Consider the following 24642-nt stretch of genomic DNA (forward strand, 5'->3'; position numbering starts at 1 on the left):
ATTGGCGCAACAGCAGTGCAAAAAAAGGGGCGAAATCGCCCCATTTTCACCCAAGTACCCTCAAGCCGGGCGCACTTGCGTCACACGATCCACCAGGTAAACCAGACCGTGATAGTCGATCCCGCCATGTTGGCTCAGGCCGATTTCGCAGGTGCGGCTGGTGGAAATGCCTTCTCCGCAGAACTGCACGGCGTCTTTCAGGCTGCGCAGTGAGTGAGCGTTCAGTTCGGGGGTGGTGAAGCCCTTGTCACCGGCAAACCCGCAGCAATGAATGCCTTCGGGGATGACCACGCTTTTGCTGCATTTACGCACCAGATCGATCAGCGCCTGACTCTCGCCAAGGTGCTGGGTGCTACAAGTGACGTGCACCGCGATCGGCGTGTCCTGAGGCGTGAAGTCAAGGCGATCCATCAGGTGAGTGCGGATGAAACGCACCGGGTCGTACAGGTCCAGTCGAACATCGCCAAGGTCCTGAACCAGGCGCAAGGTGCAGGGGCTGGTGTCGCAATAGATTGGATCGAGTCCACCACGACTGGCGTGGAGCAATGCGCCGATCAACTCCTGGCGTTTGTGTTCGGCTTGTTCGGCATAGCCCTTGGAAGCGAACGGCTGGCCGCAGCAGAGGTTGTCCAGGTTGTCCGGAAACACCACCTGATAACCGGCTTTTTCCAGCAGGCCACGGGTTTTGTCATACAGCGACATTTGTTCCTTGTCGCCAGCCGCCGGTCCCATGGCGCGTGAGACGCAGGCAGCCAGGTACACCACTCGCGGGCGCTCATCAGTCGACGCCGGGCTGAAGCGGATTGCCCGTTCAGGCTGCGGCATGGCGCTGGTCCACTGTGGGATTTGCCCTTTGGTCAGTCGGGTCAGCGTAGCGGAAAGTTTTGCCAGTCGCGGAGCGCCCAGCAGCATCCGCGCACCGTTGGCCACGTGCAGGGTGAAACGCGCGCCTCGCAGCGCGGTGGCGAAATTACCTTCCAGCCAATTGGCAGTTTTTGTATGAGTTGCCTTACGACTGCGGAGCTTTTTCACCAGCTCGCCGGTGTTGATTCCTACAGGGCAACGTTGTGCGCAGAGGCCGGTGGCGGCGCAGGTGTCGATGCCTTGGTATTCGTACGCGGCTTCGAGTTCGGTGGTGTCCACGCCAGCGCGTTTCTTTGCCTGAATGTCACGCCAGATCACGATGCGCTGGCGCGGGCTCAGGGTAAGGCCTTTCGACGGGCAGACCGGTTCACAGAAACCGCACTCGATGCACTTATCCACAATCTCATCGGCGGCCGGCAACGGCTTCAGGTGCTTGAGGTGGATCTGCGGATCCTCGCTGAGCACCACGTCCGGGTTGAGAATGCCGTTGGGGTCGAGCAGGCGTTTAAGCTGCCACATCAACTGGTAGGCATCGCTGCCCCATTCCAGTTCGACAAAGGGTGCCATGTTGCGCCCGGTGCCGTGTTCGGCTTTCAGCGAACCGCCGAACTCCACCGCTACCAGTTGCGCCACGTCGTCCATGAACGCCTGATAGCGTGCGACTTCTTCCGGGTTGTTGAAGCCTTGGGTGAAGACGAAATGCAGATTGCCTTCCAGCGCGTGTCCGAAAAGGATCGCTTCGTCGTAGTGATGTTTGTCGAACAGCTCGATCAGGCGATTTACGCCGATGGCCAGTTGCTCAACCGGGAAGGTGACATCTTCGATGATCACCGTGGTGCCGGTTTTGCGCACGGCGCCCACGGCGGGGAAGGTGTCTTTGCGGATCGCCCAGAGCCGAGCGTTTTCCACCGGGTCTTCGGTGAAGTCGACTTGTTGTTCCACCGGGAAAGAAGTCAACGACGCCATAATGTGCGCCAGTTGTTCCTGTAGCAAAGTGGACGATGCGGCGCGGGATTCGATCAGCAAGGCGCAGGCATTGTTCGACAGCTGTTGTACGAAAGCGGGCATGCCGGGTTTGTCCTGCACCGAACGCAGACTGCGCCGGTCCAGCAGTTCGACGGCCGACACCGGTTGGCTTTTCAGCACGGTGACGGCGTTGCAGCAGGTCTCCACGTCCGGAAATACGATCAGCGCCGAAGCCTTGTTCGGATGGTCGATCACCGTGTCGTAAGTTACCGCGCTGATGAAACCGAGGGTGCCTTCGGAGCCCACCAGCAAGTGGCTCAAGATATCCACAGGCTCGTCGAAATCCACCAGCGCATTGAGTGACAGCCCGGTGGTATTTTTCAGACGGTATTTGTGGCGAATTCTCGCCGCCAGCTCGGCATTGGCACGGGTTTCGCGGCCCAACGTTGCCAGGCGTTCAAGCAGCGTAGCGTGGCTCTCACGAAATGCCGCAACACTCGCCGCATCTTCGGTATCGAGACGGCTGCCGTCGGCCAGCACCAGACGAATGCCAGCCAACGTGTGATAGGTGTTTTGCGCCGTGCCGCAGCACATGCCGCTGGCATTATTGGCGACGATGCCACCGATTTTACAGGCATTGATCGACGCCGGGTCCGGACCGATCTTGCGCCCGAACGGTGCCAGCCATGCGTTGGCCTGTGCGCCGATCACACCCGGTTGCAGACGGATTTGCTTGCCTTGGCCACGGATCTCGCGACCGTTCCAGTTATCCCCCAGGACGATCAACACCGAGTCACTGATGGCCTGGCCGGACAGGCTGGTGCCGGCGGCGCGGAAGGTCACCGGGACTAGATCCCGCTGCGCCAGTTTCAGCAGCGCGACTACTTCATCTTCCGACTCGACACGAATCACCAGTTTTGGAATCAGCCGGTAGAAACTGGCGTCAGTGCCAAAGGCCAACGTCGACAGCGGATCGTCGAAACGTCGCTCCTGAGGAATCAGTTGCTGCGCATCTCGCAGGAAAGCGGTGGGTAGATTCATTGGTCCTCCAGGATCATGACCACGAGGTCTTTCGGACCGTGAGCGCCGTAGGCCAGGACCTGCTCGATATCGGCGGTTTTCGACGGGCCGGACACCAGCAGGGCGTTGGTCGGCATGCCTTGGGCCCACTCGAATTCCTGCTGCACCTGATAGAAGTTGTCGCGGATTTCACTGGCTTTGAGCAGGGCGAAATGCACTGGCGGCACCAGGCTCATCAGGCGCGGTTCTTCCCGCGTCGGCCAGAGAATCAGGCTACCTGTGGCGGCGATTGCACCGAGGGTGCCGGTCAGGCTGGCCGGCGTGTCGTTGAACAATTCGGTCTTCCATTCTTCAACCGGACGGTCGTAGGATTTGAGCGTTGGCAGATCAGGATTTTCCGCCCAGTGCTGAGTGACGCGTTGCCCGTGAGGCGTAGTCGGTGCGATCAACAAGCTCGGCAACTGACGGTCCCGCAACAACTGAGCAAGCAACGAAGGCCAGCCTTCGCCGGACGTCAGATGGATTTCGGTGTGCACCGCTTCCATCAGTTTGCGCAGCTGCGGGATGCGTTGCTCGGCGGTGTACGTGTAGGGCGCTGTCACCAGTTCGACGTCGAACTCGTCAGGCACTGGGGTGGTGCCCGTCAGACTTTTCCGTAACTTGGCGAGGATATTTTGCTTGGCGCTCATCAGCGATCTCCCTGTTTGGCCAGATGCTCGCGGGCCATGTCATGCAGTGAGCGGGCAGCGGGTTTCGGTGCGCTGTGGTTTTGCGTCCAGGGGCCGACGTTGCTAGGTGCCAGTGCTCGCAAGCGAGTAGCGAAGAAGCCGAACATTCGATAAAGCGTGGGTGAACTGTTGAGCTTCGCCCAGGCATTCCAGATAAACCGTTCCTTACGCGAGTACTTGCTGCCCTGGCCGCGCATCACTTGATGAGGGCTGTCCGGGGCTTTGACGTTCTCTTCCCGTAGGCGACGCAGCAGCGCCGGAATCGGAATTTTTACCGGACAGACTTCACCGCAGGCGCCACACAGCGACGAGGCGCTCGGGTGGTCCGGGACTTTCGCCAGACCGACCATGTGCGGGGTGATGATTTTTCCGATAGGCCCAGGGTAAACCTCCCCATAGGCGTGACCGCCGATTCGAGTGTAGACCGGGCAATGATTCATACAGGCGCCGCAGCGGATGCAGTTCAGGGTCTGGCGCAATTCGCTGTCGGCGAAGGCCTGGCTGCGACCATTGTCGAGCAATACCAGGTGCACTTCCTGAGGGCCGTCGAGTTCATGCTCCTTGCGCGGGCCGGAGATCATGTTGACGTAGGTGGTGATCGGTTGGCCGAGGGCTGAACGGGTCAGCAGTGATAGCAACGGCACCACATCGCGCAGGTTTTCCACGACTTTTTCGATGCCGGTGACGGCGATGTGCACCGGCGGCACCGTGGTGGTCATGCGTCCGTTGCCTTCGTTTTCCACCAGCAGCAAGGTGCCGGTTTCGGCCACGGCGAAGTTGACGCCGGAGACGCCGATGTCCGTTTCGAAGAATTTCTGCCGCAAGACTTTGCGACCGATCTGAATGAGTTGGTCAACGTCCTTGGTGTATTCCACGCCAAGTTTGTCGTGGAACAAGGACGCGACCTGACCGGCATTCTTGTGGATCGCCGGCATAATAATGTGTGAAGGCTTCTCGTGGTCGAGCTGGACGATGTACTCGCCCATGTCCGATTCCAGGCATTCAATGCCCTGTTCAGCGAGGAAATGATTCATTTCCATCTCTTCGCTGACCATCGATTTGCCCTTGATCACTTGCCGCCCCTCGTGAGCGCGGATGATCGACAAGACGATGCCATTGGCCTCGTCCACCGTTTCCGCCCAGTGCACTGTCACACCGTTGCGGGTCAGGTTCTGTTCAAGCTGCTCGAGCAGGTCGGGCAACTTGGATAAAGCACGGGCACGGACAGCATTGCCCAGCACTCGCAAATGTTCTCTTTCGTGGGCATCGCTGAAGGACGCTGCCCGTTTTGTCATCAGCGAATCCATCGCAGTGCGAAAGTTGTTTCGCAGTTGCTTGTCATCCAACGCCTTGTGAGCCCGGGTGCGAAAATCTTCTTCCACGGCAACCGTAGGAATAATCGCGGAAGCGTTCATAGAACACCTCCGGTTCGCTGCCAAAGGAAGCTGGCCAGGTGTTGGCCGCGCAGCGCTTCCTTCTGTTTCTCCAGCGAGCCATTGATGTTCATCAGGCAACCGCAGTCGGCACTCAGTACCTTGTGCGCGCCGGATTCCTTCAACGAGCGGGTCTTGTCAGCCACCATCGCGCCGGAAATGTCTGGCATACGGACGCTGAAAGTCCCACCGAAGCCACAGCATTCACTTTCGTGGCTGTGGTCGACTCGCTCCACGTTACGGAGCTGCGCCAACAACTCGCGGCCATGCAAGTGGGTGTTCATCTCACGGCGTGCCGAGCACGACGTGTGCAACGCTACTTTGACTGGTTCGCCGCTGTCCTTGAGCTGCACCTTGCAGACAAACAACAGAAACTCGGCCAGTTCATAAGTCCGGGCAGCCAGCGCCTGAACCTGTTTCAGCGTGTCCGGCTCGTCCTTGAACAAGTCGGCGTAGTGTTCGCGCAACATCCCGGCACACGATCCCGATGGCACCACCACCGGATAGTCCCCGGCAAATTGCGCCAGTTGCGAGCGTGCAACGGTCCTCGCCTGATCGGTGTAACCCGAGGTGTAGGCCGGTTGCCCGCAGCAGCTTTGCCCCTGTGGATACTCGACACGAATGCCTTCGCGTTCCAGCAAGTGAATCGCGTCCATCCCGGCTTCGGGGTAGAACAAATCCACCACGCAAGTTCCGAACAGGTAAACCCGTGACGGTTTCTCGCTGGGGTATTGCCGAGGCTCTGGCAGTGGCGGGGCGACGCGGGTCGCATTCGGCACGGCGTTGTAAAAAAGCTCGCTCATCAGGCGTGTCTCCGGGTGGTCCCGGTTATCCGTCTGTTGAGGCAGCTGAATATAGAGAGGCAAGCTTTCAGCAGCCTTACAGACCGGGTTGTGAATAGCTGACGCCGGAATCGTGATCCGGCGTCGGTTTTTGCTTTTTATCGTGTAGTACTTAGTGCACCAGCATGCCGGTGAACCAGTAGGCTTGGGCGTAGGTGATCAGGCCAACGATCGTTGCAAAGAACAGGCTGTGCTTGAGGGTGAAGCGGAACAGGTCCGATTCCTTGCCCACCAGACCGGTTGCGGCGCAGGCCACAGCGATCGATTGAGGCGAGATCATCTTGCCGGTCACGCCACCGCTGGTGTTCGCGGCCACCAGTAAGGTGTCGCTGACGCCGATCTGGTGCGCGGTGGTCGCTTGCAACGAACTGAACAGCGCGTTGGACGAGGTATCGGAACCGGTCAGGAACACACCCAGCCAGCCGAGGAACGGCGAGAAGAACGGGAATGCTGCGCCGGTGCCTGCCAGAACCAGCGCCATGGTCGAGGACATGCCCGAGTAGTTAGTGACGAAGGCAAAGGCGAGCACCATACCGATGGACAGAATCGGCCAGCGCAGTTCGAAGAAGGTCTCCTTTAAAGTGGTCAGACCAGTTCTGGCATTGATATTCAGCACCAGCATCGAGATCAGCGCCGAGAAGAAAATCGCTGTACCGGTCGCGGAAATCGGGTCGAGTTTGAACACCGCCGGGATAGCGGTCGGGGCGGTCACGATCGGTGCAACCTTGATCACCAATTGATCGAGGTGCGGGATGGCGATGTTAAACACCCAGCTGTACATCGAGCCGCCAGCGGCGAACATTGCCTTGAACGGTTTCAATGTCCAGATGGTGACCAGCACGGTGAGAATCAGGAATGGTGACCAGGCTTTGAGAATTTCACCGAAGCTGTACGGCGAAGCCACGGTGCTGCGCGGCTGGCCGAAACCGCCAGCGCTGGCGCTCACCACGGAAGCCGAGACGGCACCGACGATATGTTGGCCTGCGGCGCGTTTCGGTTGCCAGACTTTCAGGAACAGCGTCAGGGAAATCAGGCTGGCCAGGGCCGAGGTGATATCCGGCAGTTCCGGGCCGATGAAGTTCGACGTGAAGTATTGGGTGATGGCAAAGCTCAAACCGGCTACCAGTGCTGCCGGCCAGGTTTCCCGCACGCCGCGCAGGCCATCCATCATGAACACCAGCCAGAACGGCACGAACAGTGACAGCAACGGCAGTTGGCGACCCGTCATGGCGCCGATCTTGAAGGCGTCGATACCGGTGACTTGGCCGGCAACGATGATCGGAATCCCCAGGGCGCCGAAGGCAACCGGTGCGGTGTTGGCGATCAGGCACAGGCCCGCGGCGTACAACGGGTTGAAGCCCAGCCCTACAAGCAGAGCGGCAGTAATCGCTACCGGCGCACCGAAACCGGCTGCACCTTCCAGGAACGCACCGAAGCAGAAGCCGATCAGCAGCACTTGCAGGCGCTGGTCGTCGGTGATCGACAACACCGAGCTGCGGATCACTTCGAACTGACCACTCTTGACCGTCAGTTTGTAGAGGAACACCGCGGCTACGATGATCCAGGCAATCGGCCACAGGCCGTAGGCGAAGCCATAGCCGGCGGCGGCGAAGGCCATGTCGACCGGCATCTGGAAGGCGAAGATCGCCACGGCAATGGACAAGGCCAGCGTAATGCTGCCGGCCACGTGCCCTTTGAGTCGGAACACGGCCAATGCCAGGAAGAAAAACACGATGGGGATAACGGCCGCGAGCGCGGACACGCCGAGACTGCCGAGCGGGGAATAGAGCTGTTGCCAGGTTTGCATATGGGGTGGCCCCTAATTGTTGTTGGTCAGGCACTGGTCAGCGTTTTTGGATAATTGGTAATACCAATTTACAATCGCTGTTGGCTAGAGTAAAAGCCTTGTAAGCGGCGTGTCAATTTGCCGCCCTAAAACTTTTGTCGAATGCGCGGTGAAGAAGTCATCTGATCCGCTCGACAAAATGCCGTCTGACAGGTGCTGGTGCAGCCCTGATAGGCCAGAATAGAGACCCCGGCGAGCCGTCGGGATCGTGGAGAAATGAGTTATGGGGTTTGATCAAATTCGTCAGCGCCGTTTGTCTGACGATATTGTCGAGCAGCTCGAGGGGATGATTCTCGAGGGCACGCTGAAGGCGGGTGAGCGCTTGCCGGCCGAACGTGCGTTGGCCGAGCAGTTTGGCGTGTCACGCCCTTCGTTGCGCGAAGCGATTCAGAAGCTGGCGGCCAAGGGCTTGCTGGTCAGTCGCCAGGGTGGCGGCAATTATGTGGTGGAGTCGCTGGGGTCAACCTTCAGCGATCCGCTGCTGCATCTGCTGGAAAGCAACCCTGAAGCGCAGCGCGATCTGCTGGAATTTCGTCACACCCTGGAAGCCTCCTGCGCCTATTACGCAGCCATGCGTGCTACGGACGTTGATCGCGAGCGATTGACCGCGGCCTTCAACGAATTGCAGGACTGCTATACGCGTCACGACGAGGTGAGCCGGGCGGAAGAGGGGGCGGCGGATGCGAAATTCCACCTGGCAATTGCTGAAGCCAGTCACAACGCGGTGTTGCTGCACACCATTCGCGGGTTGTTCGATCTGCTCAAGCGTAACGTGGTGACCAACATCGGTGGTATGTACAAGCAGCGTACGGAAACCCGCGACATGCTGATCACACAGCACCGGGAGTTGTACCTGGCGATTATTGAAGGAAGGGCCGAGCAGGCGCGGGAAGTCTCCAGCCGACACATTTTGTATGTGCAGGAAGTGCTGGAAGAAGTGCGTCAGGAAGTACAGCGCATGGCTCGGGCGGAGCGGCGCAAGGGGATGTAGTCAGTAGGTTTGATCGTTCCCACGCAGAGCGTGGGAGCGATCATCAGGCCGAAAGATTAATCTTCCTTGCCCTTGTTGCGCACCGCACGCTGCAACTCGCGACCGGCGTCGCGTTCGCGTTCGGTATCACGCTTGTCGTATTCCTTCTTGCCCTTGCCCAGAGCGATCTCGCACTTGACCATGTGCTTGCTCCAGTACCAGGACAGGCACACGCAGGCGTAACCTTTTTGCTGCACGGCCGTGGCCAGCTTTTCCAGCTCGCGCCGGTTGAGCAGCAATTTTCGGGTGCGGGTCGGATCAGCGATGACGTGGGTGCTGGCGGTCATCAGTGGCGTAATGTGGCTGCCGAGCAACCAGGCTTCGCCATCCTTGAGCAGGACGTAACTGTCAACCAGTTGCAGCTTGCTTGCCCGCAGGCTTTTTACTTCCCAGCCGGCCAGGACCAGACCAGCCTCGAACTTGTGCTCGATGAAGTAATCGTGTCGCGCCTTTTTGTTTTGCGCGATGGTCCCTGTTGGGTGTTTCTTCTGTTTAGCCATAGGGGCGGCATTATAGGGAGTTGCACGCGAGTCGGCTACGGTATCGCTACGTGCTTGAGCAGGTTGATTGAATCCCGGACAATGCGGCCTCTTTTTTGAACGCTTGGGCGTGATAACGATGTCGACAGACAAGGTTTCTGTCCACGGCAGTTGGGCTAGCCGCTGGGTCTTCATACTCGCCGCGACCGGTTCGGCCGTGGGTCTGGGTAGTATCTGGAAATTCCCGTACATGGTCGGCGTTTATGGCGGCGGCGCCTTCGTGCTGATGTTCCTGGCCTGTATCGCGCTGATCGGTGTGCCGGTCATGCTGGCCGAAACCCTGATCGGCCGCCGTGCACGGCAGAGCCCGGCCAACGCCCTGAAGGTATTGGCGCTGGAAGCCGGGCACTCGGGTAAATGGTCCTGGGGCGCATTCGCCGGGATGATCACGGCATTGCTGATCCTGTCTTTCTATAGTGTGGTTGGCGGCTGGTCGCTGGATTACATCATCGACATGGGCCGTGGCGACTTCCAGGGTGCAACGCCCGACCAGGTCGGCGCGTACTTTGGCAATGTCATTGCTGATCCGTGGCGCCTGACACTTTGGCACACGATTTTCATGCTGCTATCGGCCGTGGTGATCGCCAAAGGCGTGGTTGCAGGGTTGGAGCGCAGCTTGCGGATCATGATGCCGCTGCTGTTTGTGATGGTGATTGTTCTGCTGGGTTACAGCATGACTACCGGGCATTTCATGGAAGGCGTGCATTTCATGTTCGACTTCCACCCGGAAAAAGTACTCGACGGCTTGCTGCCCGCCATGGGGCACGCGTTTTTTTCCCTGAGCGTGGGCGTCGGTTCGATCATGATTTACGGCGCTTATATGCCAAAGAACTCGTCGATTTCAGGCACCATCGTCGGCGTGGCACTGCTCGATACCTTCGTTTCCCTGGTGGCCGGTCTGGCATTGTTTCCGATTGTGTTTGCCGCGGGCCTGAACCCGAGCGAGGGCCCTGGCCTGATGTTCGTAAGCCTGCCATTTGCATTTGGTAACGTAGCGTTTGGCCAGTTGATGGGCGTAGTGTTCTTCGTGCTCGTAGCGATTGCAGCCTGGAGTTCGGCGATTTCCCTGCTTGAGCCGATGGTGGCTTACCTGGTCGAGCGCACGAAAGTCAGCCGCGCCTGGGTTACTTTTTGGCTGGCCTTCATTTGCTGGTTTGTTGGTCTGGGCACGGTGTTCTCCTTCAATATCTGGAAGGAGGCCAAATTTTTCGTGAACGAAGGCGGGATGTTCCATCTCTATCAATGGGGTGCGGCCGGTGGCCTGGACTTCTTTGGTGTGATCGATTTCTTCACCTCGCGGATCATGTTGCCACTCGGTGGTTTGTGTTTCGTGGTGTTTGCAGGCTGGGTGATGGGGCGTGAAGCGGTACGCGACGAATTGTCGATCCGCAACCCTGTGTTGTTCGCCCTGTCCCTGTTCTTGATGCGCTATGTGGCGCCCATCGGCATTCTCGTAGTGTTTGCCGCCCAGCTGTGGAAGTGACGCTGACATGACGACACACATTCAACGTTCGGCCCTGCTGCCGTACCCGGCACAAGCGCTGTATGACCTGGTCAACGACGTGGCCCGTTATCCGGAATTCCTGCCGTGGTGCTCATCGGCCGAAGTCTTGGAGAGTTCTCCTGAGCATATGCGCGCTAGCGTCGGCGTGGCCAAGGGCGGTCTCAGCCAGCATTTCGTAACGCGCAACATACTGGTGCCTGGGCATTCGATCGAGATGAACCTCGAGGAAGGCCCGTTCAATCAATTGCATGGCGTCTGGGTGTTCAAGCCGTTGGGCGAGAAAGCCTGCAAGATCAGCCTGGACCTGTCGTTCGATTACGCCGGGCCGATTATCCGCGCGACCCTGGGGCCGTTGTTCAATCAGGCGGCCAATACGCTGGTGGATGCCTTCTGCCAGCGCGCCAAGCAGATGCATGGTTGAGGCCGTGATCGACGTTGAGGTGGTGTATGCCGCCATTGACCGTCAGGTGCTCCTGTCAGTGTCGGTACCGGCAGGAACAACCGTGCGGGCGGCTTTGTTGATGTCAGGTGTCGGCGAGGCGTTTTCCGAGCTGGATCTGGCCAGTTGCCCGGTGGGGATCTTCGGTAAAGTGATCGCTGATCCGGACAAGCATCCTGTCCAGGCTGGAGATCGCATCGAGATATACCGGCCATTGCTGGCTGATCCGAAAGAAGTTCGTCGGTTGCGCGCAGCCAAGGCTGCTGAGGCCAAAACCCGGAATCAGTGATTCGCTCAAATGCTGGACAATAAAAAACCCGGACATGCCGGGTTTTTTATTGCGTCGCAAATTATTGCGGCGAGGTTTCCAGAGGTTCTGGAGTCGGGACTGGAACGGTTTCTACACCGTCGACATCCTTCTGGATCTGGTCCAGCAACGAACCTGGCTTGACCGGTTTTTCTGGTTTCGGCTTCTCGGCGTTTTCTGCAGGCGCAGCAACTGTAGTGCCGCTGTCCTTGCCGAGAATGGCTTCGTCGCGGCTCACGCCTGGCATGAAATCACCAGAGAGGCTGACAAGTTGGTCATTTGGGTTGAAGATAACGCTAATGCGTTCCTGTTGGCGTTCACCGCCACCCGGTTGCAGGCTGTACAGATAATCCCAGCGATCGGCATGGAACGTGTCGGTCAACAGAGGGTTGCCCATGATAAACCGTACTTGCTTGCGGGTCATTCCCGGGCGTAACTGGTCTATCATGTCCTGCGTGACGACATTGCCCTGCTGGATGTCGATTTTGTAAACCCCGGGGAATGAACAACCGGCGAGTGCGAGCAGTCCCACAAAGGTGAAACTGGTTAGCAAGAGCTTGGTGTTTTGCATCGGTGGGCGACTTCCACTATCTTGGCTGGGACAACGTAAACGCCGATCATACCCGCATTAAGAGAAGCTGCGAAGCAGCATCGCGAGAAAGCTGACCATGGTTGAAAATAGCGAACTACGCAAAGCCGGCCTCAAAGTGACCCTTCCACGGGTCAAAATTCTGCAAATGCTCGATTCCGCCGAGCAACGCCACATGAGTGCCGAGGACGTCTACAAGGCGCTGATGGAGGCTGGTGAGGACGTCGGTCTGGCCACGGTTTACCGTGTCCTGACCCAGTTCGAGGCAGCTGGCCTTGTGGTGCGGCACAACTTCGACGGGGGCCACGCGGTCTTCGAGCTGGACGACGGCAAGCATCACGACCATATGGTCAACGTCGAGACCAGTGAAGTGATCGAATTCTTCGACGAAGAAATCGAGCGACTGCAGAAGGCAATCGTCGACAAGTATGGCTTCGAGATGGTTGATCACAACCTTGTGCTGTACGTACGCAAGAAAAAGTAAGCATGTCGCGCGAACTTAAGGTTCGCGAAACGAGCGAAGGCGACCCCAGGGTCGCCTTCGTGCTTTCTGCCGGTCTTAAATTTTCGCGGTGACGACCATTTTCCTGGCGTGAGCCAGGGATTCCTTGGTGAGGTCGATGCCTCCCAGCATCCGTGCCACTTCTTCGACACGATCGTTCTTGCTCAGCTTGGAGACAGCTGTGTGAGTGGCATCTTCGCCACGCACTTTGTGTACGAATAGATGTTGATGTCCCTGCGCTGCTACTTGCGGCAAGTGAGTTACCGTCAATACCTGTCCGCGCTCCCCAAGTCGACGCAGCAATTGGCCCACGATTTCGGCGGTCGGGCCGCCGATGCCTACGTCCACTTCGTCGAACACCAGGGTCGGTACGCGGGAGGTCTGCGCGGTGATCACTTGAATCGCCAGGCTGATCCGTGACAATTCGCCGCCGGATGCCACTTTTGCCAGGGCTTTCAGCGGTTGCCCTGGGTTGGCGCTCACGAGCAGTTCTACCTGCTCAAGTCCATTTGGCAGGAGTTCATCGCTGCCGTTGGGGCGCAGCTCGATAGTGAAGCGCCCACCAGGCATGCCCAGTCGCTGGATTTCCTGCTCCACGGCGCTGGCCAGGCTGTTCGATGCCTGATGGCGCAAATCGCTCAGCTCACGAGCCTTTTCCTGATAATGACGGGCATAGGAGGCCAGTTCATCGCTCAGTCGCTCGATGGATTCGTCGTTGGCATTCAGGGTTTCGATTTCATCCAGCAAGCGCTGCTGCATCTCGGCCACTTCGGTCGGCTGGATGCGGTGTTTGCGCGCCATGGTATAGATCGCATCAAGGCGTTCCTCCAGGTACTGAAGGCGCGCTGGATCGGCATCGAAGTTATCAAGGAAGCGGTTCAGTTCTCCCACGGCTTCTTCGACCTGGATCTGTGCACTGGTCAGCAGGCTGCTGGCTTCACCCAGGGCCCCAATCGAATTGTTGACGCTCGAAAGGCGATTGAGGCTGGCAGTGAGGGCGTTCAGCACATTCCCGGAATCACTTTCGCTGCATTGTTCGACCACTTGCCGGCAAATGCCCAGCAGGGTTTCGGCGTTGGTCAGGTTCTTGTGTTCCTGTTCCAGCTGCTCCAGCTCGTTTTCGCCGAGGCCGAGGTTTTCCAGCTCTTCGAGTTGATAACTGAGCAATTGATGGCGAGCGCGCTGCTCATCGCCGGAATTGGAAAGGCGTTCCAGCTCCTGGCGGGTCTGGCGCCAGCGTTGGGCGGCCAGGTGTACCTGGCGGGCAAGGTCCGTTGCACCAGCGTACTCGTCGAGCAGGCGGCGGTGCGTGTCGGTCTTGAGCAGGGATTGATGTTCATGTTGGCTGTGGATATCAATCAGCAGTTCACCCAGGGCTTTGAGGTCGCCGAGGGGGCAGGGCGTGCCGTTGATGTAGCCCCGCGAGCGCCCTTCAGCGGTGATCACCCGGCGCAGAATGCACGGGCCGTCGCTCTCCAGGTCACGCTCGGCCAGCCAAGCACTGGCTTCTGGAATATCGACCAGATCGAAGGTTGCCAGGATATCGGCCTTGTCGGCGCCGGGGCGGACCACGCCGCTGTCGGCGCGATCGCCCAGGGTCAGGCCGAGGGCGTCGAGCATGATCGACTTGCCGGCGCCGGTTTCTCCAGTGATCACGCTCATCCCGCGATCGAGTTCGAGATCGAGATGTTCAACGATGGCGTAGTTATGTACGGACAGGTGCACCAGCATAAAGGCCGCTCCCAGGCTTTAGGTCTGGTTATTTATACAGTGTTTTGTTTCTGGCTGACAATGCCATCCCTTAGCTCGATTTGCTTGATCCGACGAAATCCTTAGTGCGCCCGGGAATGACAATGCAGTTGTTTTTTGTAGGGTTAATAAATAAGCGCCCCTTGAAGCTGAATTTTGCGGCCCCATATAGCTGGGCAGAAGCGCGAGTTGAGCTCGCGGACGATATTGAAAGGAGAAATCTATGGCTGACGAACAGACAGTGGATACGCAAAATCTAGACGCCGATCAGGCTGCCCAGGATTCGGGTGATGAACTGGCGGCTCGTGTTCAAGTGCTCGAAGAGCAATTGGCTGGTGCTCATGATCAGGCTTTGCGTGTAGCGGCTGATCTGCAGAACGTCCGCCGTCGCGCCGAGCAGGATGTCGAAAAGGCACACAAATTCGCACTGGAGAAATTCGCCGGTGACTTGTTGCCGATCATCGACAGCCTGGAGCGTGGTCTGGAGTTGTCCAGCCCGGACGACGAAAGCATTCGTCCAATGCGCGAAGGCATCGAGCTGACCCTGAAAATGTTCCAGGACACCCTGAAACGTTATCAGCTGGAAGCGATCGATCCGCATGGCGAACCGTTCAACGCCGTTCAGCATCAGGCAATGGCCATGCAGGAAAGCGCCGACGTCGAGCCGAACAGCGTGCTCAAGGTGTTCCAGAAGGGCTATCAGCTCAACGGTCGCCTGCTGCGCCCGGCCATGGTCGTGGTCAGCAAGGCTCCGGCACCGGTTTCGCCTTCGATTGACGAGCAGGCTTGAAATTAGCCGCAAGGCCCCCATTTAGAAGTCAAGCGTTTAAGTGCTACCGCAGTTAGCCACCACTGCTGCGGCAACCAAATCCAAAGTTTCGGGAGAGTGAACATGGGCAAAATTATCGGTATTGACCTGGGGACTACCAACTCCTGCGTCTCCGTGCTTGAAAACGGCGTAGCCAAAGTTATTGAAAACGCTGAAGGCACGCGTACCACGCCGTCGATCATCGCTTACGCCAACGATGGTGAAATCCTCGTTGGTCAATCGGCCAAGCGTCAGGCTGTGACCAATCCGCACAACACCCTGTATGCGGTGAAGCGTCTGATCGGTCGTAAGTTCGACGAAGAAGTCGTACAGAAAGACATCAAGATGGTCCCGTACAAAATCGCCAAGGCTGATAACGGCGATGCGTGGGTTGAAGTGAACGGCCAGAAAATGTCGCCGCCACAAATCTCGGCTGAAATTCTGAAGAAAATGAAGAAGACCGCCGAAGACTACCTCGGCGAGCCAGTGACCGAAGCGGTGATCACTGTTCCGGCCTACTTCAACGACAGCCAGCGTCAAGCCACCAAAGACGCCGGCCGCATCGCGGGCCTGGACGTAAAACGTATCATCAACGAACCAACCGCAGCCGCTCTGGCTTACGGTATGGACAAGGCGAAGGGCGATCACACCGTGATCGTTTACGACTTGGGCGGCGGTACTTTCGACGTTTCCGTGATCGAAATCGCTGAAGTCGATGGCGAGCACCAGTTCGAAGTATTGGCCACCAACGGTGACACGTTCCTGGGTGGTGAAGACTTTGACATTCGTCTGATCGACTACCTCGTTGACGAATTCAAGAAAGAAAGCGGCATGAACCTTAAAGGTGACCCGCTGGCCATGCAGCGCCTGAAAGAAGCCGCTGAAAAAGCCAAGATCGAACTGTCTTCGAGCAATTCGACCGACGTGAACCTGCCGTACATCACTGCAGACGCCACCGGTCCTAAGCACTTGAACGTGAAAATCTCCCGCGCCAAGCTCGAAGCGCTGGTAGAAGACCTGGTTCAACGCACCATCGAACCTTGCCGCATCGCTCTGAAAGACTCCGGTATCGACATTGGCGCGATCAATGACGTGATCCTGGTCGGCGGTCAGACCCGTATGCCACTGGTTCAGAAGCTGGTAACCGAGTTCTTCGGTAAAGAAGCACGTAAAGACGTGAACCCCGACGAAGCTGTTGCCATGGGTGCTGCTATCCAGGGCGCAGTATTGGCCGGTGACGTGAAAGACGTTCTGCTGCTGGACGTTAGCCCGCTGACCCTGGGTATCGAAACCATGGGTGGCGTGATGACCGCGCTGATCGAGAAAAACACCACGATTCCTACCAAGAAATCGCAAGTGTTCTCGACTGCCGACGACAACCAGGGCGCTGTGACCATTCACGTGCTGCAAGGTGAGCGTAAGCAAGCCGCTCAGAACAAGTCTTTGGGCAAGTTCGACCTGGCCGAGATTCCACCAGCACCACGTGGCGTGCCACAAATCGAAGTGACCTTCGACATCGACGCCAACGGCATTCTGCACGTAGGCGCCAAAGACAAGGCTACCGGCAAGACTCAGTCGATCGTGATCAAGGCCAACTCCGGTCTGTCCGAGGAAGAGATTCAGCAGATGATTCGCGATGCTGAAGCCAACGTCGACGCAGATCGCCAGTTCGAAGAGCTGGCAACCGCTCGCAACCAGGGCGATGCGCTGGTTCACTCGACTCGCAAAATGGTCGCAGACGCTGGCGATAAAGTGACTGCTGAAGAGAAGACTGCAATCGAAGCTGCTGTTGTTGCCCTGGAAGCCGCTGTCAAAGGCGACGACAAGGCCGCGATCGAAGCCAAGGTTGAAGAGCTGTCGAAAGTCTCCGCTCCAGTGGCGCAGAAGATGTACGCCGAGCAGGCTCAACCTGCTGAAGGTGCTGCACCGCAAGGCGAATCGGCTGAGAAGGCTGACGACGTCGTCGACGCTGAGTTCGAAGAAGTCAAAGACCACAAGTAAGTTGTTGGTCGGCCGGTTGACTGCCTTTAGGCAGTGACTGGTAGGATGTCGCCGCGCGGGGGCTTGCTCCCGCGTTGGCGTGTCTGGAGTTAGCGAATTTTTACAGCATGCGACAAGGCTCGTGTGTTGGCGGTATGGCCGGGAATGCTCCTGCTTTTCGAGCCGAAAGTACCGCATCGAATCAAAGACCAGGATCGTTGAATTGACGTGAGTTGGGTCCGGGCCTGTATTGGGGCTCAACGAGTTTGGCAAGGCTCAGGAGAGGTTTGCCGAACGTCCTTAAGAGTGCAAAGACTTATGGCAAAGCGTGACTATTACGAAGTATTGGGTGTTGAGCGCGGCTCAAGCGAAGCAGACCTGAAAAAGGCCTACCGTCGCCTGGCGATGAAGCACCACCCGGACCGTAATCCCGATGACAAAGCGTCGGAAGATATGTTCAAGGAGGCCAACGAGGCCTACGAAGTCCTGTCCGATTCCAGCAAGCGCGCGGCCTACGACCAGTACGGTCATGCCGGTGTCGATCCGAGCATGGGCGGCGGCGGTGCCGGGTTTGGCGGTCAGAACTTCTCCGACATCTTTGGTGATGTCTTCAGTGATTTCTTCGGCGGCGGTCGCGGCGGTTCTCGTGGCGGCGCTCAGCGCGGCAGCGACCTGCGCTACACCCTGGAACTGAATCTGGAAGAAGCGGTGCGCGGTACAACCGTGAATATCCGTGTTCCGACATTGGTCAACTGCAAGCCGTGCGACGGTTCGGGTGCCAAGAAAGGCTCCTCGCCGATCACTTGCCCGACTTGCGGCGGTATCGGTCAAGTCCGTATGCAGCAGGGCTTTTTCTCGGTACAGCAGACGTGCCCGCGCTGCCATGGCCAGGGCAAGATCATTTCCGATCCGTGCGACTCGTGCGACGGTCAAGGTCGTGTCGAAGAGTACAAAACCCTCTCGGTGAAAGTGCCGGCCGGTGTCGATACCGGTGACCGCATTCGTCTGTCCGGCGAAGGCGAGGCGGGGGCTCAGGGTGGTCCGACTGGCGACCTGTACGTGGTGATCAACGTGCGTGAGCACGCGATCTTCCAGCGCGACGGCAAGCACCTGTTCTGCGAAGTGCCAATCAGCTTTGTCGATGCTGCGCTGGGTGGTGAGCTGGAGATTCCGACCCTTGATGGTCGAGTCAAACTGAAAATCCCTGAAGGGACTCAGACCGGCAAGCAGTTCCGTGTTCGCGGCAAGGGCGTTGCGCCAGTGCGCGGCGGCGGTGCTGGTGACTTGATGTGCCGAGTGGCGGTCGAAACCCCTGTCAATCTGGGACGTCGTCAGCGCGAACTGCTGGAAGAATTCCGTAGCTCGCTGGCAGATGACAACAGCCATTCGCCTAAAACCACTGGTTGGTTCGAAGGCGTGAAGCGCTTCTTCGGCGATTTGTAAGGAGTCGGCATGCGACGTATAGCTGTGATGGGCGCTGCCGGGCGCATGGGCAAGATTCTGGTCGAGGCGGTGCAGCAACGCGCGCCGCTGACCGGGCTGACGGCAGCCATCGTGCGCCCCGGCAGTACGCTGATTGGCGTGGATGCTGGTGAACTGGCCTCGCTGGGGCGTATCGGCGTTCCACTGTCCGGCAATCTGGACGCGGTGGCTGATGAATTCGACGTGCTGATCGACTTTACGCTCCCGGAAGTCATGCTGAAAAACCTGGCGTTCTGCCGTAAGGCGGGCAAGGCCATGGTGATCGGCACGACAGGGCTGGACGCCGCACAGAAGCAGTTGCTGGCCGAGGCCGGCAAGGATATTCCGATCGTGTTCGCGGCCAATTTCAGTGTCGGTGTAAACCTGTCGCTGAAGCTGCTCGACATGGCTGCTCGTGTGCTGGGTGATGAGGCGGATATCGAGATCATCGAGGCTCATCATCGGCACAAGATCGATGCGCCTTCAGGTACGGCTCTGCGCATGGGCGAAGTCATCGCAAATGCCCTGGATCGTGATCTGCAGAAGGTTGCGGTGTATGGGCGTGAAGGCCATACCGGTGCTCGCGAGCGTGAAACGATCGGATTTGCCACTGTTCGCGGTGGTGATGTAGTCGGCGATCATACGGTTCTGTTCGCCTGTGAGGGTGAGCGACTGGAGATCACGCATAAAGCTTCCAGTCGCATGACCTTCGCCAAGGGCGCGGTACGTGCTGCGTTGTGGTTGGGCGGTCGTGAGCCGGGTCTTTACGACATGCAAGACGTACTCGAACTGCGTTAAGATGCGCCCGAAATCGGGTTCAAATAGTATGTTTGAGCCCGGTTTTACTCCGTCAAGCGACGTCCTGTCGCATTCCCCGGCCTTTAAGGCTCATTGATGGTAGACCAAAAATGCCTTTTTCTGTAAGCTACAGCTTTAGTGTGTCCACTAAAAGCGCGCAGAATTATTCGGTGAAGAAGCGGGGTGACGTGTCCATACGTCACTCCGCTTTTTTACAACCTGCGATCGCCCTTTCAGGCTTTATTTACGGGAGGTCTTCTTGACTAAGCCAGCCATACTCGCCCTTGCTGATGGCAGCATTTTTCGCGGCGAAGCCATTGGAGCCGACGGTCAAACCGTTGGTGAGGTGGTGTTCAACACCGCAATGACCGGCTATCAGGAAATTCTTACCGATCCTTCCTACGCCCAACAGATTGTTACCCTGACTTACCCGCACATCGGCAACACCGGCACCACGCCGGAAGACGCCGAGTCCGACCGCGTCTGGTCCGCGGGTCTGGTTATCCGTGACCTGCCACTGGTTGCGAGCAACTGGCGTAACACGATGTCTCTGTCCGACTACCTGAAAGCCAACAACGTTGTGGCAATCGCCGGTATTGACACTCGCCGCCTGACGCGCATCCTGCGTGAAAAAGGCGCGCAGAACGGCTGCATCATGGCCGGTGACAACATTTCCGAAGAAGCCGCCATCGCCGCAGCTCAGGGTTTCCCTGGCCTCAAAGGCATGGACCTGGCAAAAGTCGTCAGCACCAAAGAGAAATACGAGTGGCGCTCGACTGTCTGGGATTTGAAAACCGACAGCCACGCGACCATCGAAGCCTCTGAGCTGCCGTACCACGTGGTTGCCTACGACTACGGCGTCAAACTGAACATCCTGCGCATGCTGGTCGAGCGCGGTTGTCGCGTGACCGTGGTGCCGGCACAGACACCCGCTGCTGAAGCGCTGGCATTGAAGCCGGACGGCGTGTTCCTGTCCAACGGCCCTGGCGATCCGGAGCCTTGCGACTACGCGATCCAGGCGATCAAGGATGTGCTGGAAACCGAAATTCCGGTCTTCGGTATCTGCCTTGGTCACCAACTGCTGGCCCTGGCCTCCGGTGCCAAGACCCTGAAAATGGGTCACGGCCACCACGGTGCCAACCACCCGGTCCAGGATCTGGATACTGGTGTGGTGATGATCACCAGCCAGAACCACGGTTTTGCGGTAGACGAAACGACCCTGCCAGCCAACGTCCGCGCGATCCACAAATCGCTGTTCGACGGCACCCTGCAAGGTATCGAGCGTACCGACAAGAGCGCCTTCAGCTTCCAGGGTCACCCGGAAGCCAGCCCTGGCCCGAACGACGTAGCACCACTGTTTGATCGCTTCATCAACGAAATGGCCAAGCGACGCTGATCGCTCGCCTTGATGTAGCAAAGCTTGAGGGCGGTCCCGACACACGGTGGCCCCCTCAAGTCTTCAAAGATTGAACAAGACGGCTTGCCGACTGACCTGCGGATTTGAGTGACAAACCCATGCCAAAACGTACAGACATTAAAAGCATCCTGATTCTCGGCGCTGGCCCGATCGTGATCGGCCAGGCCTGCGAATTCGACTACTCCGGCGCCCAGGCCTGTAAAGCCCTGCGCGAGGAGGGTTACCGCGTCATCCTGGTGAACTCCAACCCAGCGACCATCATGACCGACCCGGACATGGCTGACGCCACGTACATCGAGCCGATCAAGTGGCAGACCGTTGCCAAGATCATCGAGAAAGAGCGTCCGGACGCGCTGCTGCCGACCATGGGTGGCCAGACCGCTCTGAACTGCGCACTGGATCTGGAGCGCGAAGGCGTTCTGGAGAAGTTCGGCGTAGAGATGATCGGCGCCAACGCTGACACCATCGACAAGGCTGAAGACCGTTCGCGCTTCGACAAGGCGATGAAATCCATCGGCCTGGACTGCCCGCGTTCGGGTATCGCCCACAGCATGGAAGAGGCCAACGCGGTCCTCGAAAAGCTCGGCTTCCCGTGCATCATCCGTCCGTCCTTCACCATGGGCGGCACCGGTGGCGGTATCGCTTACAACCGTGAAGAGTTCGAAGAAATCTGCGCCCGCGGCCTCGACCTGTCGCCGACCAAAGAGCTGCTGATCGACGAATCCCTGATCGGCTGGAAAGAATACGAGATGGAGGTTGTCCGCGATAAGAAGGACAACTGCATCATCGTCTGCTCCATCGAAAACTTTGACCCGATGGGCGTGCACACCGGTGACTCGATCACCGTTGCTCCGGCACAAACCCTGACGGACAAGGAATACCAGATCATGCGTAACGCCTCGTTGGCGGTACTGCGTGAGATCGGCGTGGAAACCGGCGGCTCCAACGTTCAGTTTGGCATCTGCCCCGACACTGGCCGTATGGTCGTGATCGAGATGAACCCGCGAGTATCCCGCTCTTCGGCACTGGCCTCGAAAGCCACTGGTTTCCCGATTGCGCGTATCGCTGCCAAGCTGGCGATCGGCTACACCCTGGACGAGCTGCAGAACGAAATTACCGGCGGCGCTACTCCTGCATCCTTCGAGCCGTCCATCGACTACGTCGTGACCAAGCTGCCACGCTTCGCCTTCGAGAAATTCCCGAAAGCCGACGCGCGCCTGACCACTCAAATGAAGTCGGTCGGTGAAGTCATGGCAATTGGCCGGACTTTCCAGGAATCCCTGCAGAAAGCCCTGCGCGGTCTGGAAGTGGGCGTTTGCGGTCTGGACGAGAAGCTCGACCTGAGCAATCCGGAAAGCATGAGCGTGCTTAAGCGCGAACTGACCGTGCCGGGTGCCGAGCGTATCTGGTACGTGGCTGACGCCTTCCGCGCCGGCCTGTCGGTCGAAGACATCTTCGGCATGAACATGATTGACCCGTGGTTCCTGGTGCAGATCGAAGATCTGATCAAGGAAGAAGAGAAGGTCAAGACCCTGGGTCTGGCCAGCATCGACCGCGACTTGATGTTCCGCCTCAAGCGCAAAGGCTTCTCCGACATGCGTCTGGCCAAGTTGCTGGGCGTAACCGAGAAGGCTCTGCGTCGCCACCGTCACAAGCTGGAGATCTTCCCGGTCTACAAGCGCGTTGACACCTGCGCGGCCGAGTTCGCCACCGACACCGCTTACCTCTACTCGACGTACGAGGAAGAGTGCGAAGCCGCGCCGTCGGGCCGCGACAAGATCATGATCCTCGGCGGCGGTCCTAACCGTATCGGCCAGGGCATCGAGTTCGACTACTGCTGTGTGCACGCGGCGCTGGCCCTGCGCGAAGACGGTTACGAGACCATCATGGTCAACTGCAACCCGGAAACCGTTTCCACCGACTACGACACCTCCGATCGCCTGTACTTCGAACCAGTGACCCTGGAAGACGTACTGGAAATCTGCCGAGTCGAGAAGCCTAAAGGCGTGATCGTCCAGTACGGCGGCCAGACCCCGCTGAAACTGGCTCGTGCCCTGGAAGAAGCCGGTGTGCCGATCATCGGCACCAGCCCTGACGCCATCGACCGTGCTGAAGACCGCGAGCGCTTCCAGCAGATGGTCGAGCGCCTGAACCTGCGTCAGCCGCCAAACGCCACCGTGCGCAGCGAAGACGAAGCGATTCGTGCCGCTGCCAAGATCGGTTATCCGCTGGTGGTTCGTCCGTCCTACGTACTGGGCGGCCGCGCGATGGAAATCGTTTACGAAGAAGAAGAGCTCAAGCGCTACCTGCGTGATGCGGTGAAAGTGTCCAACGACAGCCCGGTGCTGCTCGACCACTTCCTCAACTGCGCCATCGAAATGGACGTGGATGCGGTCTGCGACGGCACCGACGTGGTGATCGGCGCGATCATGCAGCACATCGAGCAGGCTGGCGTTCATTCCGGTGACTCCGCGTGCTCCCTGCCGCCGTACTCGCTGCCTGCGCATATCCAGGACGAGATGCGCGAACAGGTCAAGAAAATGGCCCTGGAGCTGGGCGTTGTCGGCCTGATGAACGTTCAGTTGGCGCTGCAAGGCGAAGACATCTACGTCATCGAAGTCAACCCGCGCGCTTCCCGTACCGTACCGTTCGTGTCCAAGTGCATCGGTGTTTCCCTGGCAATGATCGCGGCTCGCGTGATGGCCGGTAAAACCCTGAAGGAAATCGGTTTCACCAAAGAAATCATTCCGAACTTCTACAGTGTGAAAGAGGCGGTCTTCCCCTTCGCCAAATTCCCTGGTGTGGACCCGATCCTGGGCCCAGAGATGAAGTCCACTGGTGAAGTGATGGGCGTGGGCGACACCTTCGGCGAAGCGTTTGCCAAAGCCCAAATGGGCGCCAGCGAAGTGCTGCCGACTGGCGGTACCGCCTTCATCAGCGTGCGTGATGACGACAAACCACTGGTTGCAGGCGTGGCCCGTGATCTGATCAACTTGGGCTTCGAAGTGGTTGCCACTGCCGGTACTGCCAAGCTGATCGAAGCCGCAGGCCTGAAAGTGCGTCGTGTGAACAAGGTGACCGAAGGTCGTCCGCACGTGGTCGACATGATCAAGAATGACGAAGTCACCCTGATCATCAACACCACCGAAGGTCGTCAGTCGATCGCTGATTCGTACTCCATTCGTCGTAATGCCTTGCAGCACAAGATCTACTGCACCACCACCATTGCTGCTGGCGAAGCCATCTGCGAAGCGCTGAAGTTCGGTCCCGAGAAGACCGTGCGCCGCTTGCAGGATCTACACGCAGGATTGAAGGCATGATCAAATACCCAATGACCGTCAAGGGCGCAAAAGCCCTGGAAGAAGAACACGCTCATCTGACCAAGGTCGTCCGTCCGAAGCTCAGCCAGGACATCGGTACGGCTCGCGAGTTGGGTGACTTGAAAGAAAACGCCGAGTACCACGCTGCTCGCGAGCAGCAAGGTATGGTCGAGGCGCGGATCCGCGACATCGAAGGCCGCATGCAAAACGCGGTGATCATCGATGTCACGACCATTCCTCACACCGGCAAAGTGATCTTCGGCACCACCGTTGAAATCGCCAACGTCGAGACGGATGAAAGCGTCACTTACCACATCGTTGGTGAGGATGAGGCTGACTTCAAGCTCGGCAAGATTTCGGTCGGTTCGCCATTGGCCCGCGCCTTGATTGCCAAGGAAGAGGGTGATGTGGTTGCCGTGAAAACGCCTGGCGGCGTTATCGAGTACGAGATTGTCGAAGTTCGCCACATCTAAGCGCAGGCGCCCACTACTTGCGGGCGC

The 24642-nt window shown here is 58.4% G+C and carries 20 protein-coding genes; 12 read left to right on the forward strand and 8 right to left on the reverse strand.

All coding sequences use genetic code 11. The features are described 5' to 3' along the window. Positions 1-60: 60 nt before the first annotated feature. The 5 genes from ACA056_RS03510 to ACA056_RS03530 all read right to left on the reverse strand — a co-directional run bounded on the left by ACA056_RS03510 (position 61) and on the right by ACA056_RS03530 (position 7660). Complete coding sequence (locus tag ACA056_RS03510; protein WP_497270535.1) at positions 61-2871, reverse strand: FAD-binding and (Fe-S)-binding domain-containing protein; 2811 nt, start codon at positions 2869-2871, stop codon at positions 61-63. Beyond that, entirely contained in the window at positions 2868-3539 is a 672-nt protein-coding gene (locus ACA056_RS03515) for a LutC/YkgG family protein (RefSeq protein ID WP_497270537.1), read from the reverse strand. The genes ACA056_RS03510 and ACA056_RS03515 overlap by 4 nt, the downstream gene beginning before the upstream one ends. After that, on the reverse strand, positions 3539-4993 hold the full coding sequence (locus tag ACA056_RS03520; protein ID WP_497270539.1) for a LutB/LldF family L-lactate oxidation iron-sulfur protein: 1455 nt from the start codon (positions 4991-4993) through the stop codon (positions 3539-3541). Before ACA056_RS03520 ends, ACA056_RS03515 begins: the two co-directional genes overlap by 1 nt. Continuing rightward, a complete protein-coding gene (locus ACA056_RS03525) occupies positions 4990-5814 on the reverse strand; it encodes a (Fe-S)-binding protein (protein WP_497270541.1) in 825 nt (274 codons plus the stop codon). Before ACA056_RS03525 ends, ACA056_RS03520 begins: the two co-directional genes overlap by 4 nt. 151 nt (positions 5815-5965) lie before the next feature. Continuing rightward, complete coding sequence (locus ACA056_RS03530; RefSeq protein WP_497270543.1) at positions 5966-7660, reverse strand: lactate permease LctP family transporter; 1695 nt, start codon at positions 7658-7660, stop codon at positions 5966-5968. A gap of 262 nt (positions 7661-7922) precedes the next feature. On the opposite strand from ACA056_RS03530, the gene ACA056_RS03535 reads away from it, so the two are divergent. Continuing rightward, positions 7923-8690 (forward strand): GntR family transcriptional regulator, encoded by a 768-nt coding sequence (locus ACA056_RS03535; RefSeq protein ID WP_008149047.1) that lies wholly within the window; start codon positions 7923-7925, stop codon positions 8688-8690. A gap of 56 nt (positions 8691-8746) precedes the next feature. Here the strand turns inward: ACA056_RS03535 and smpB are convergent, their stop codons facing one another. Further along, positions 8747-9229: an SsrA-binding protein SmpB gene (smpB, locus tag ACA056_RS03540; protein ID WP_008149046.1), complete on the reverse strand. Its 483-nt coding sequence runs from the start codon at positions 9227-9229 to the stop codon at positions 8747-8749. 118 nt (positions 9230-9347) lie between these two features. On the opposite strand from smpB, the gene ACA056_RS03545 reads away from it, so the two are divergent. Genes ACA056_RS03545 through ACA056_RS03555 form a run of 3 tightly spaced genes read left to right on the forward strand, consistent with a single transcriptional unit; the run spans position 9348 to position 11500 of the window. After that, a complete protein-coding gene (locus ACA056_RS03545; RefSeq protein ID WP_497270546.1) occupies positions 9348-10751 on the forward strand; it encodes a sodium-dependent transporter in 1404 nt (467 codons plus the stop codon). Between the two features lie 7 nt (positions 10752-10758). Then, positions 10759-11193, forward strand: coding sequence for a type II toxin-antitoxin system RatA family toxin (locus tag ACA056_RS03550; protein ID WP_497270548.1), 435 nt, complete (start codon positions 10759-10761; stop codon positions 11191-11193). Continuing rightward, positions 11186-11500 (forward strand): RnfH family protein, encoded by a 315-nt coding sequence (locus ACA056_RS03555; protein ID WP_489265678.1) that lies wholly within the window; start codon positions 11186-11188, stop codon positions 11498-11500. Before ACA056_RS03550 ends, ACA056_RS03555 begins: the two co-directional genes overlap by 8 nt. A gap of 61 nt (positions 11501-11561) precedes the next feature. Here ACA056_RS03555 and ACA056_RS03560 read toward each other — a convergent pair whose 3' ends face one another. Beyond that, entirely contained in the window at positions 11562-12089 is a 528-nt protein-coding gene (locus ACA056_RS03560; RefSeq protein WP_008149042.1) for an outer membrane protein assembly factor BamE, read from the reverse strand. 97 nt (positions 12090-12186) lie between these two features. Here ACA056_RS03560 and fur point away from each other — a divergent pair, with 97 nt between their 5' ends. Continuing rightward, positions 12187-12591 (forward strand): ferric iron uptake transcriptional regulator, encoded by a 405-nt coding sequence (gene fur, locus ACA056_RS03565; protein WP_003197684.1) that lies wholly within the window; start codon positions 12187-12189, stop codon positions 12589-12591. Positions 12592-12666: 75 nt separating this feature from the next. On the opposite strand, the gene recN is transcribed toward fur, so the two are convergent. Continuing rightward, positions 12667-14340: a DNA repair protein RecN gene (recN, locus tag ACA056_RS03570; RefSeq protein ID WP_461961405.1), complete on the reverse strand. Its 1674-nt coding sequence runs from the start codon at positions 14338-14340 to the stop codon at positions 12667-12669. Positions 14341-14581: 241 nt separating this feature from the next. On the opposite strand from recN, the gene grpE reads away from it, so the two are divergent. The 7 genes from grpE to greA all read left to right on the forward strand — a co-directional run bounded on the left by grpE (position 14582) and on the right by greA (position 24615). Further along, positions 14582-15148 carry a nucleotide exchange factor GrpE gene (grpE, locus tag ACA056_RS03575; RefSeq protein ID WP_033058135.1) on the forward strand — a complete coding sequence of 189 codons (567 nt, stop codon included), beginning with the start codon at positions 14582-14584 and terminating at the stop codon, positions 15146-15148. A gap of 102 nt (positions 15149-15250) precedes the next feature. After that, positions 15251-17167 (forward strand): molecular chaperone DnaK, encoded by a 1917-nt coding sequence (dnaK, locus tag ACA056_RS03580; RefSeq protein ID WP_008149038.1) that lies wholly within the window; start codon positions 15251-15253, stop codon positions 17165-17167. A 297-nt stretch (positions 17168-17464) separates the two neighbouring features. Further along, positions 17465-18589, forward strand: a complete 1125-nt coding sequence (gene dnaJ / locus ACA056_RS03585) for a molecular chaperone DnaJ (protein ID WP_008149037.1) — start codon at positions 17465-17467, stop codon at positions 18587-18589. 9 nt (positions 18590-18598) lie between these two features. Further along, entirely contained in the window at positions 18599-19405 is an 807-nt protein-coding gene (dapB, locus tag ACA056_RS03590; RefSeq protein ID WP_497270553.1) for a 4-hydroxy-tetrahydrodipicolinate reductase, read from the forward strand. A gap of 259 nt (positions 19406-19664) precedes the next feature. Further along, entirely contained in the window at positions 19665-20801 is a 1137-nt protein-coding gene (gene carA / locus ACA056_RS03595; RefSeq protein ID WP_046045784.1) for a glutamine-hydrolyzing carbamoyl-phosphate synthase small subunit, read from the forward strand. A gap of 119 nt (positions 20802-20920) precedes the next feature. Beyond that, positions 20921-24142 carry a carbamoyl-phosphate synthase large subunit gene (gene carB, locus ACA056_RS03600; protein ID WP_415773201.1) on the forward strand — a complete coding sequence of 1074 codons (3222 nt, stop codon included), beginning with the start codon at positions 20921-20923 and terminating at the stop codon, positions 24140-24142. After that, positions 24139-24615 carry a transcription elongation factor GreA gene (gene greA / locus ACA056_RS03605; protein ID WP_046045786.1) on the forward strand — a complete coding sequence of 159 codons (477 nt, stop codon included), beginning with the start codon at positions 24139-24141 and terminating at the stop codon, positions 24613-24615. The genes carB and greA overlap by 4 nt, the downstream gene beginning before the upstream one ends. Positions 24616-24642: the final 27 nt, after the last annotated feature.

This window comes from Pseudomonas sp. LBUM1666 (assembly GCF_059695775.1).

Bases quoted from the DNA above. Each gene is read 5' to 3' on its own strand.
- ACA056_RS03535 (WP_008149047.1), top strand. From the start codon at position 7,923: ATGGGGTTTGATCAAATTCGTCAGCGCCGTTTGTCTGACGATATTGTC.
- recN (WP_461961405.1), bottom strand. From the start codon at position 14,340: ATGCTGGTGCACCTGTCCGTACATAACTACGCCATCGTTGAACATCTC.
- ACA056_RS03530 (WP_497270543.1), bottom strand. From the start codon at position 7,660: ATGCAAACCTGGCAACAGCTCTATTCCCCGCTCGGCAGTCTCGGCGTG.
- ACA056_RS03525 (WP_497270541.1), bottom strand. From the start codon at position 5,814: ATGAGCGAGCTTTTTTACAACGCCGTGCCGAATGCGACCCGCGTCGCC.
- grpE (WP_033058135.1), top strand. From the start codon at position 14,582: ATGGCTGACGAACAGACAGTGGATACGCAAAATCTAGACGCCGATCAG.
- ACA056_RS03545 (WP_497270546.1), top strand. From the start codon at position 9,348: ATGTCGACAGACAAGGTTTCTGTCCACGGCAGTTGGGCTAGCCGCTGG.
- greA (WP_046045786.1), top strand. From the start codon at position 24,139: ATGATCAAATACCCAATGACCGTCAAGGGCGCAAAAGCCCTGGAAGAA.
- ACA056_RS03560 (WP_008149042.1), bottom strand. From the start codon at position 12,089: ATGCAAAACACCAAGCTCTTGCTAACCAGTTTCACCTTTGTGGGACTG.
- ACA056_RS03555 (WP_489265678.1), top strand. From the start codon at position 11,186: ATGGTTGAGGCCGTGATCGACGTTGAGGTGGTGTATGCCGCCATTGAC.
- ACA056_RS03520 (WP_497270539.1), bottom strand. From the start codon at position 4,993: ATGAACGCTTCCGCGATTATTCCTACGGTTGCCGTGGAAGAAGATTTT.
- dapB (WP_497270553.1), top strand. From the start codon at position 18,599: ATGCGACGTATAGCTGTGATGGGCGCTGCCGGGCGCATGGGCAAGATT.
- ACA056_RS03510 (WP_497270535.1), bottom strand. From the start codon at position 2,871: ATGAATCTACCCACCGCTTTCCTGCGAGATGCGCAGCAACTGATTCCT.
- carB (WP_415773201.1), top strand. From the start codon at position 20,921: ATGCCAAAACGTACAGACATTAAAAGCATCCTGATTCTCGGCGCTGGC.
- ACA056_RS03550 (WP_497270548.1), top strand. From the start codon at position 10,759: ATGACGACACACATTCAACGTTCGGCCCTGCTGCCGTACCCGGCACAA.
- fur (WP_003197684.1), top strand. From the start codon at position 12,187: ATGGTTGAAAATAGCGAACTACGCAAAGCCGGCCTCAAAGTGACCCTT.
- ACA056_RS03515 (WP_497270537.1), bottom strand. From the start codon at position 3,539: ATGAGCGCCAAGCAAAATATCCTCGCCAAGTTACGGAAAAGTCTGACG.
- dnaJ (WP_008149037.1), top strand. From the start codon at position 17,465: ATGGCAAAGCGTGACTATTACGAAGTATTGGGTGTTGAGCGCGGCTCA.
- dnaK (WP_008149038.1), top strand. From the start codon at position 15,251: ATGGGCAAAATTATCGGTATTGACCTGGGGACTACCAACTCCTGCGTC.
- smpB (WP_008149046.1), bottom strand. From the start codon at position 9,229: ATGGCTAAACAGAAGAAACACCCAACAGGGACCATCGCGCAAAACAAA.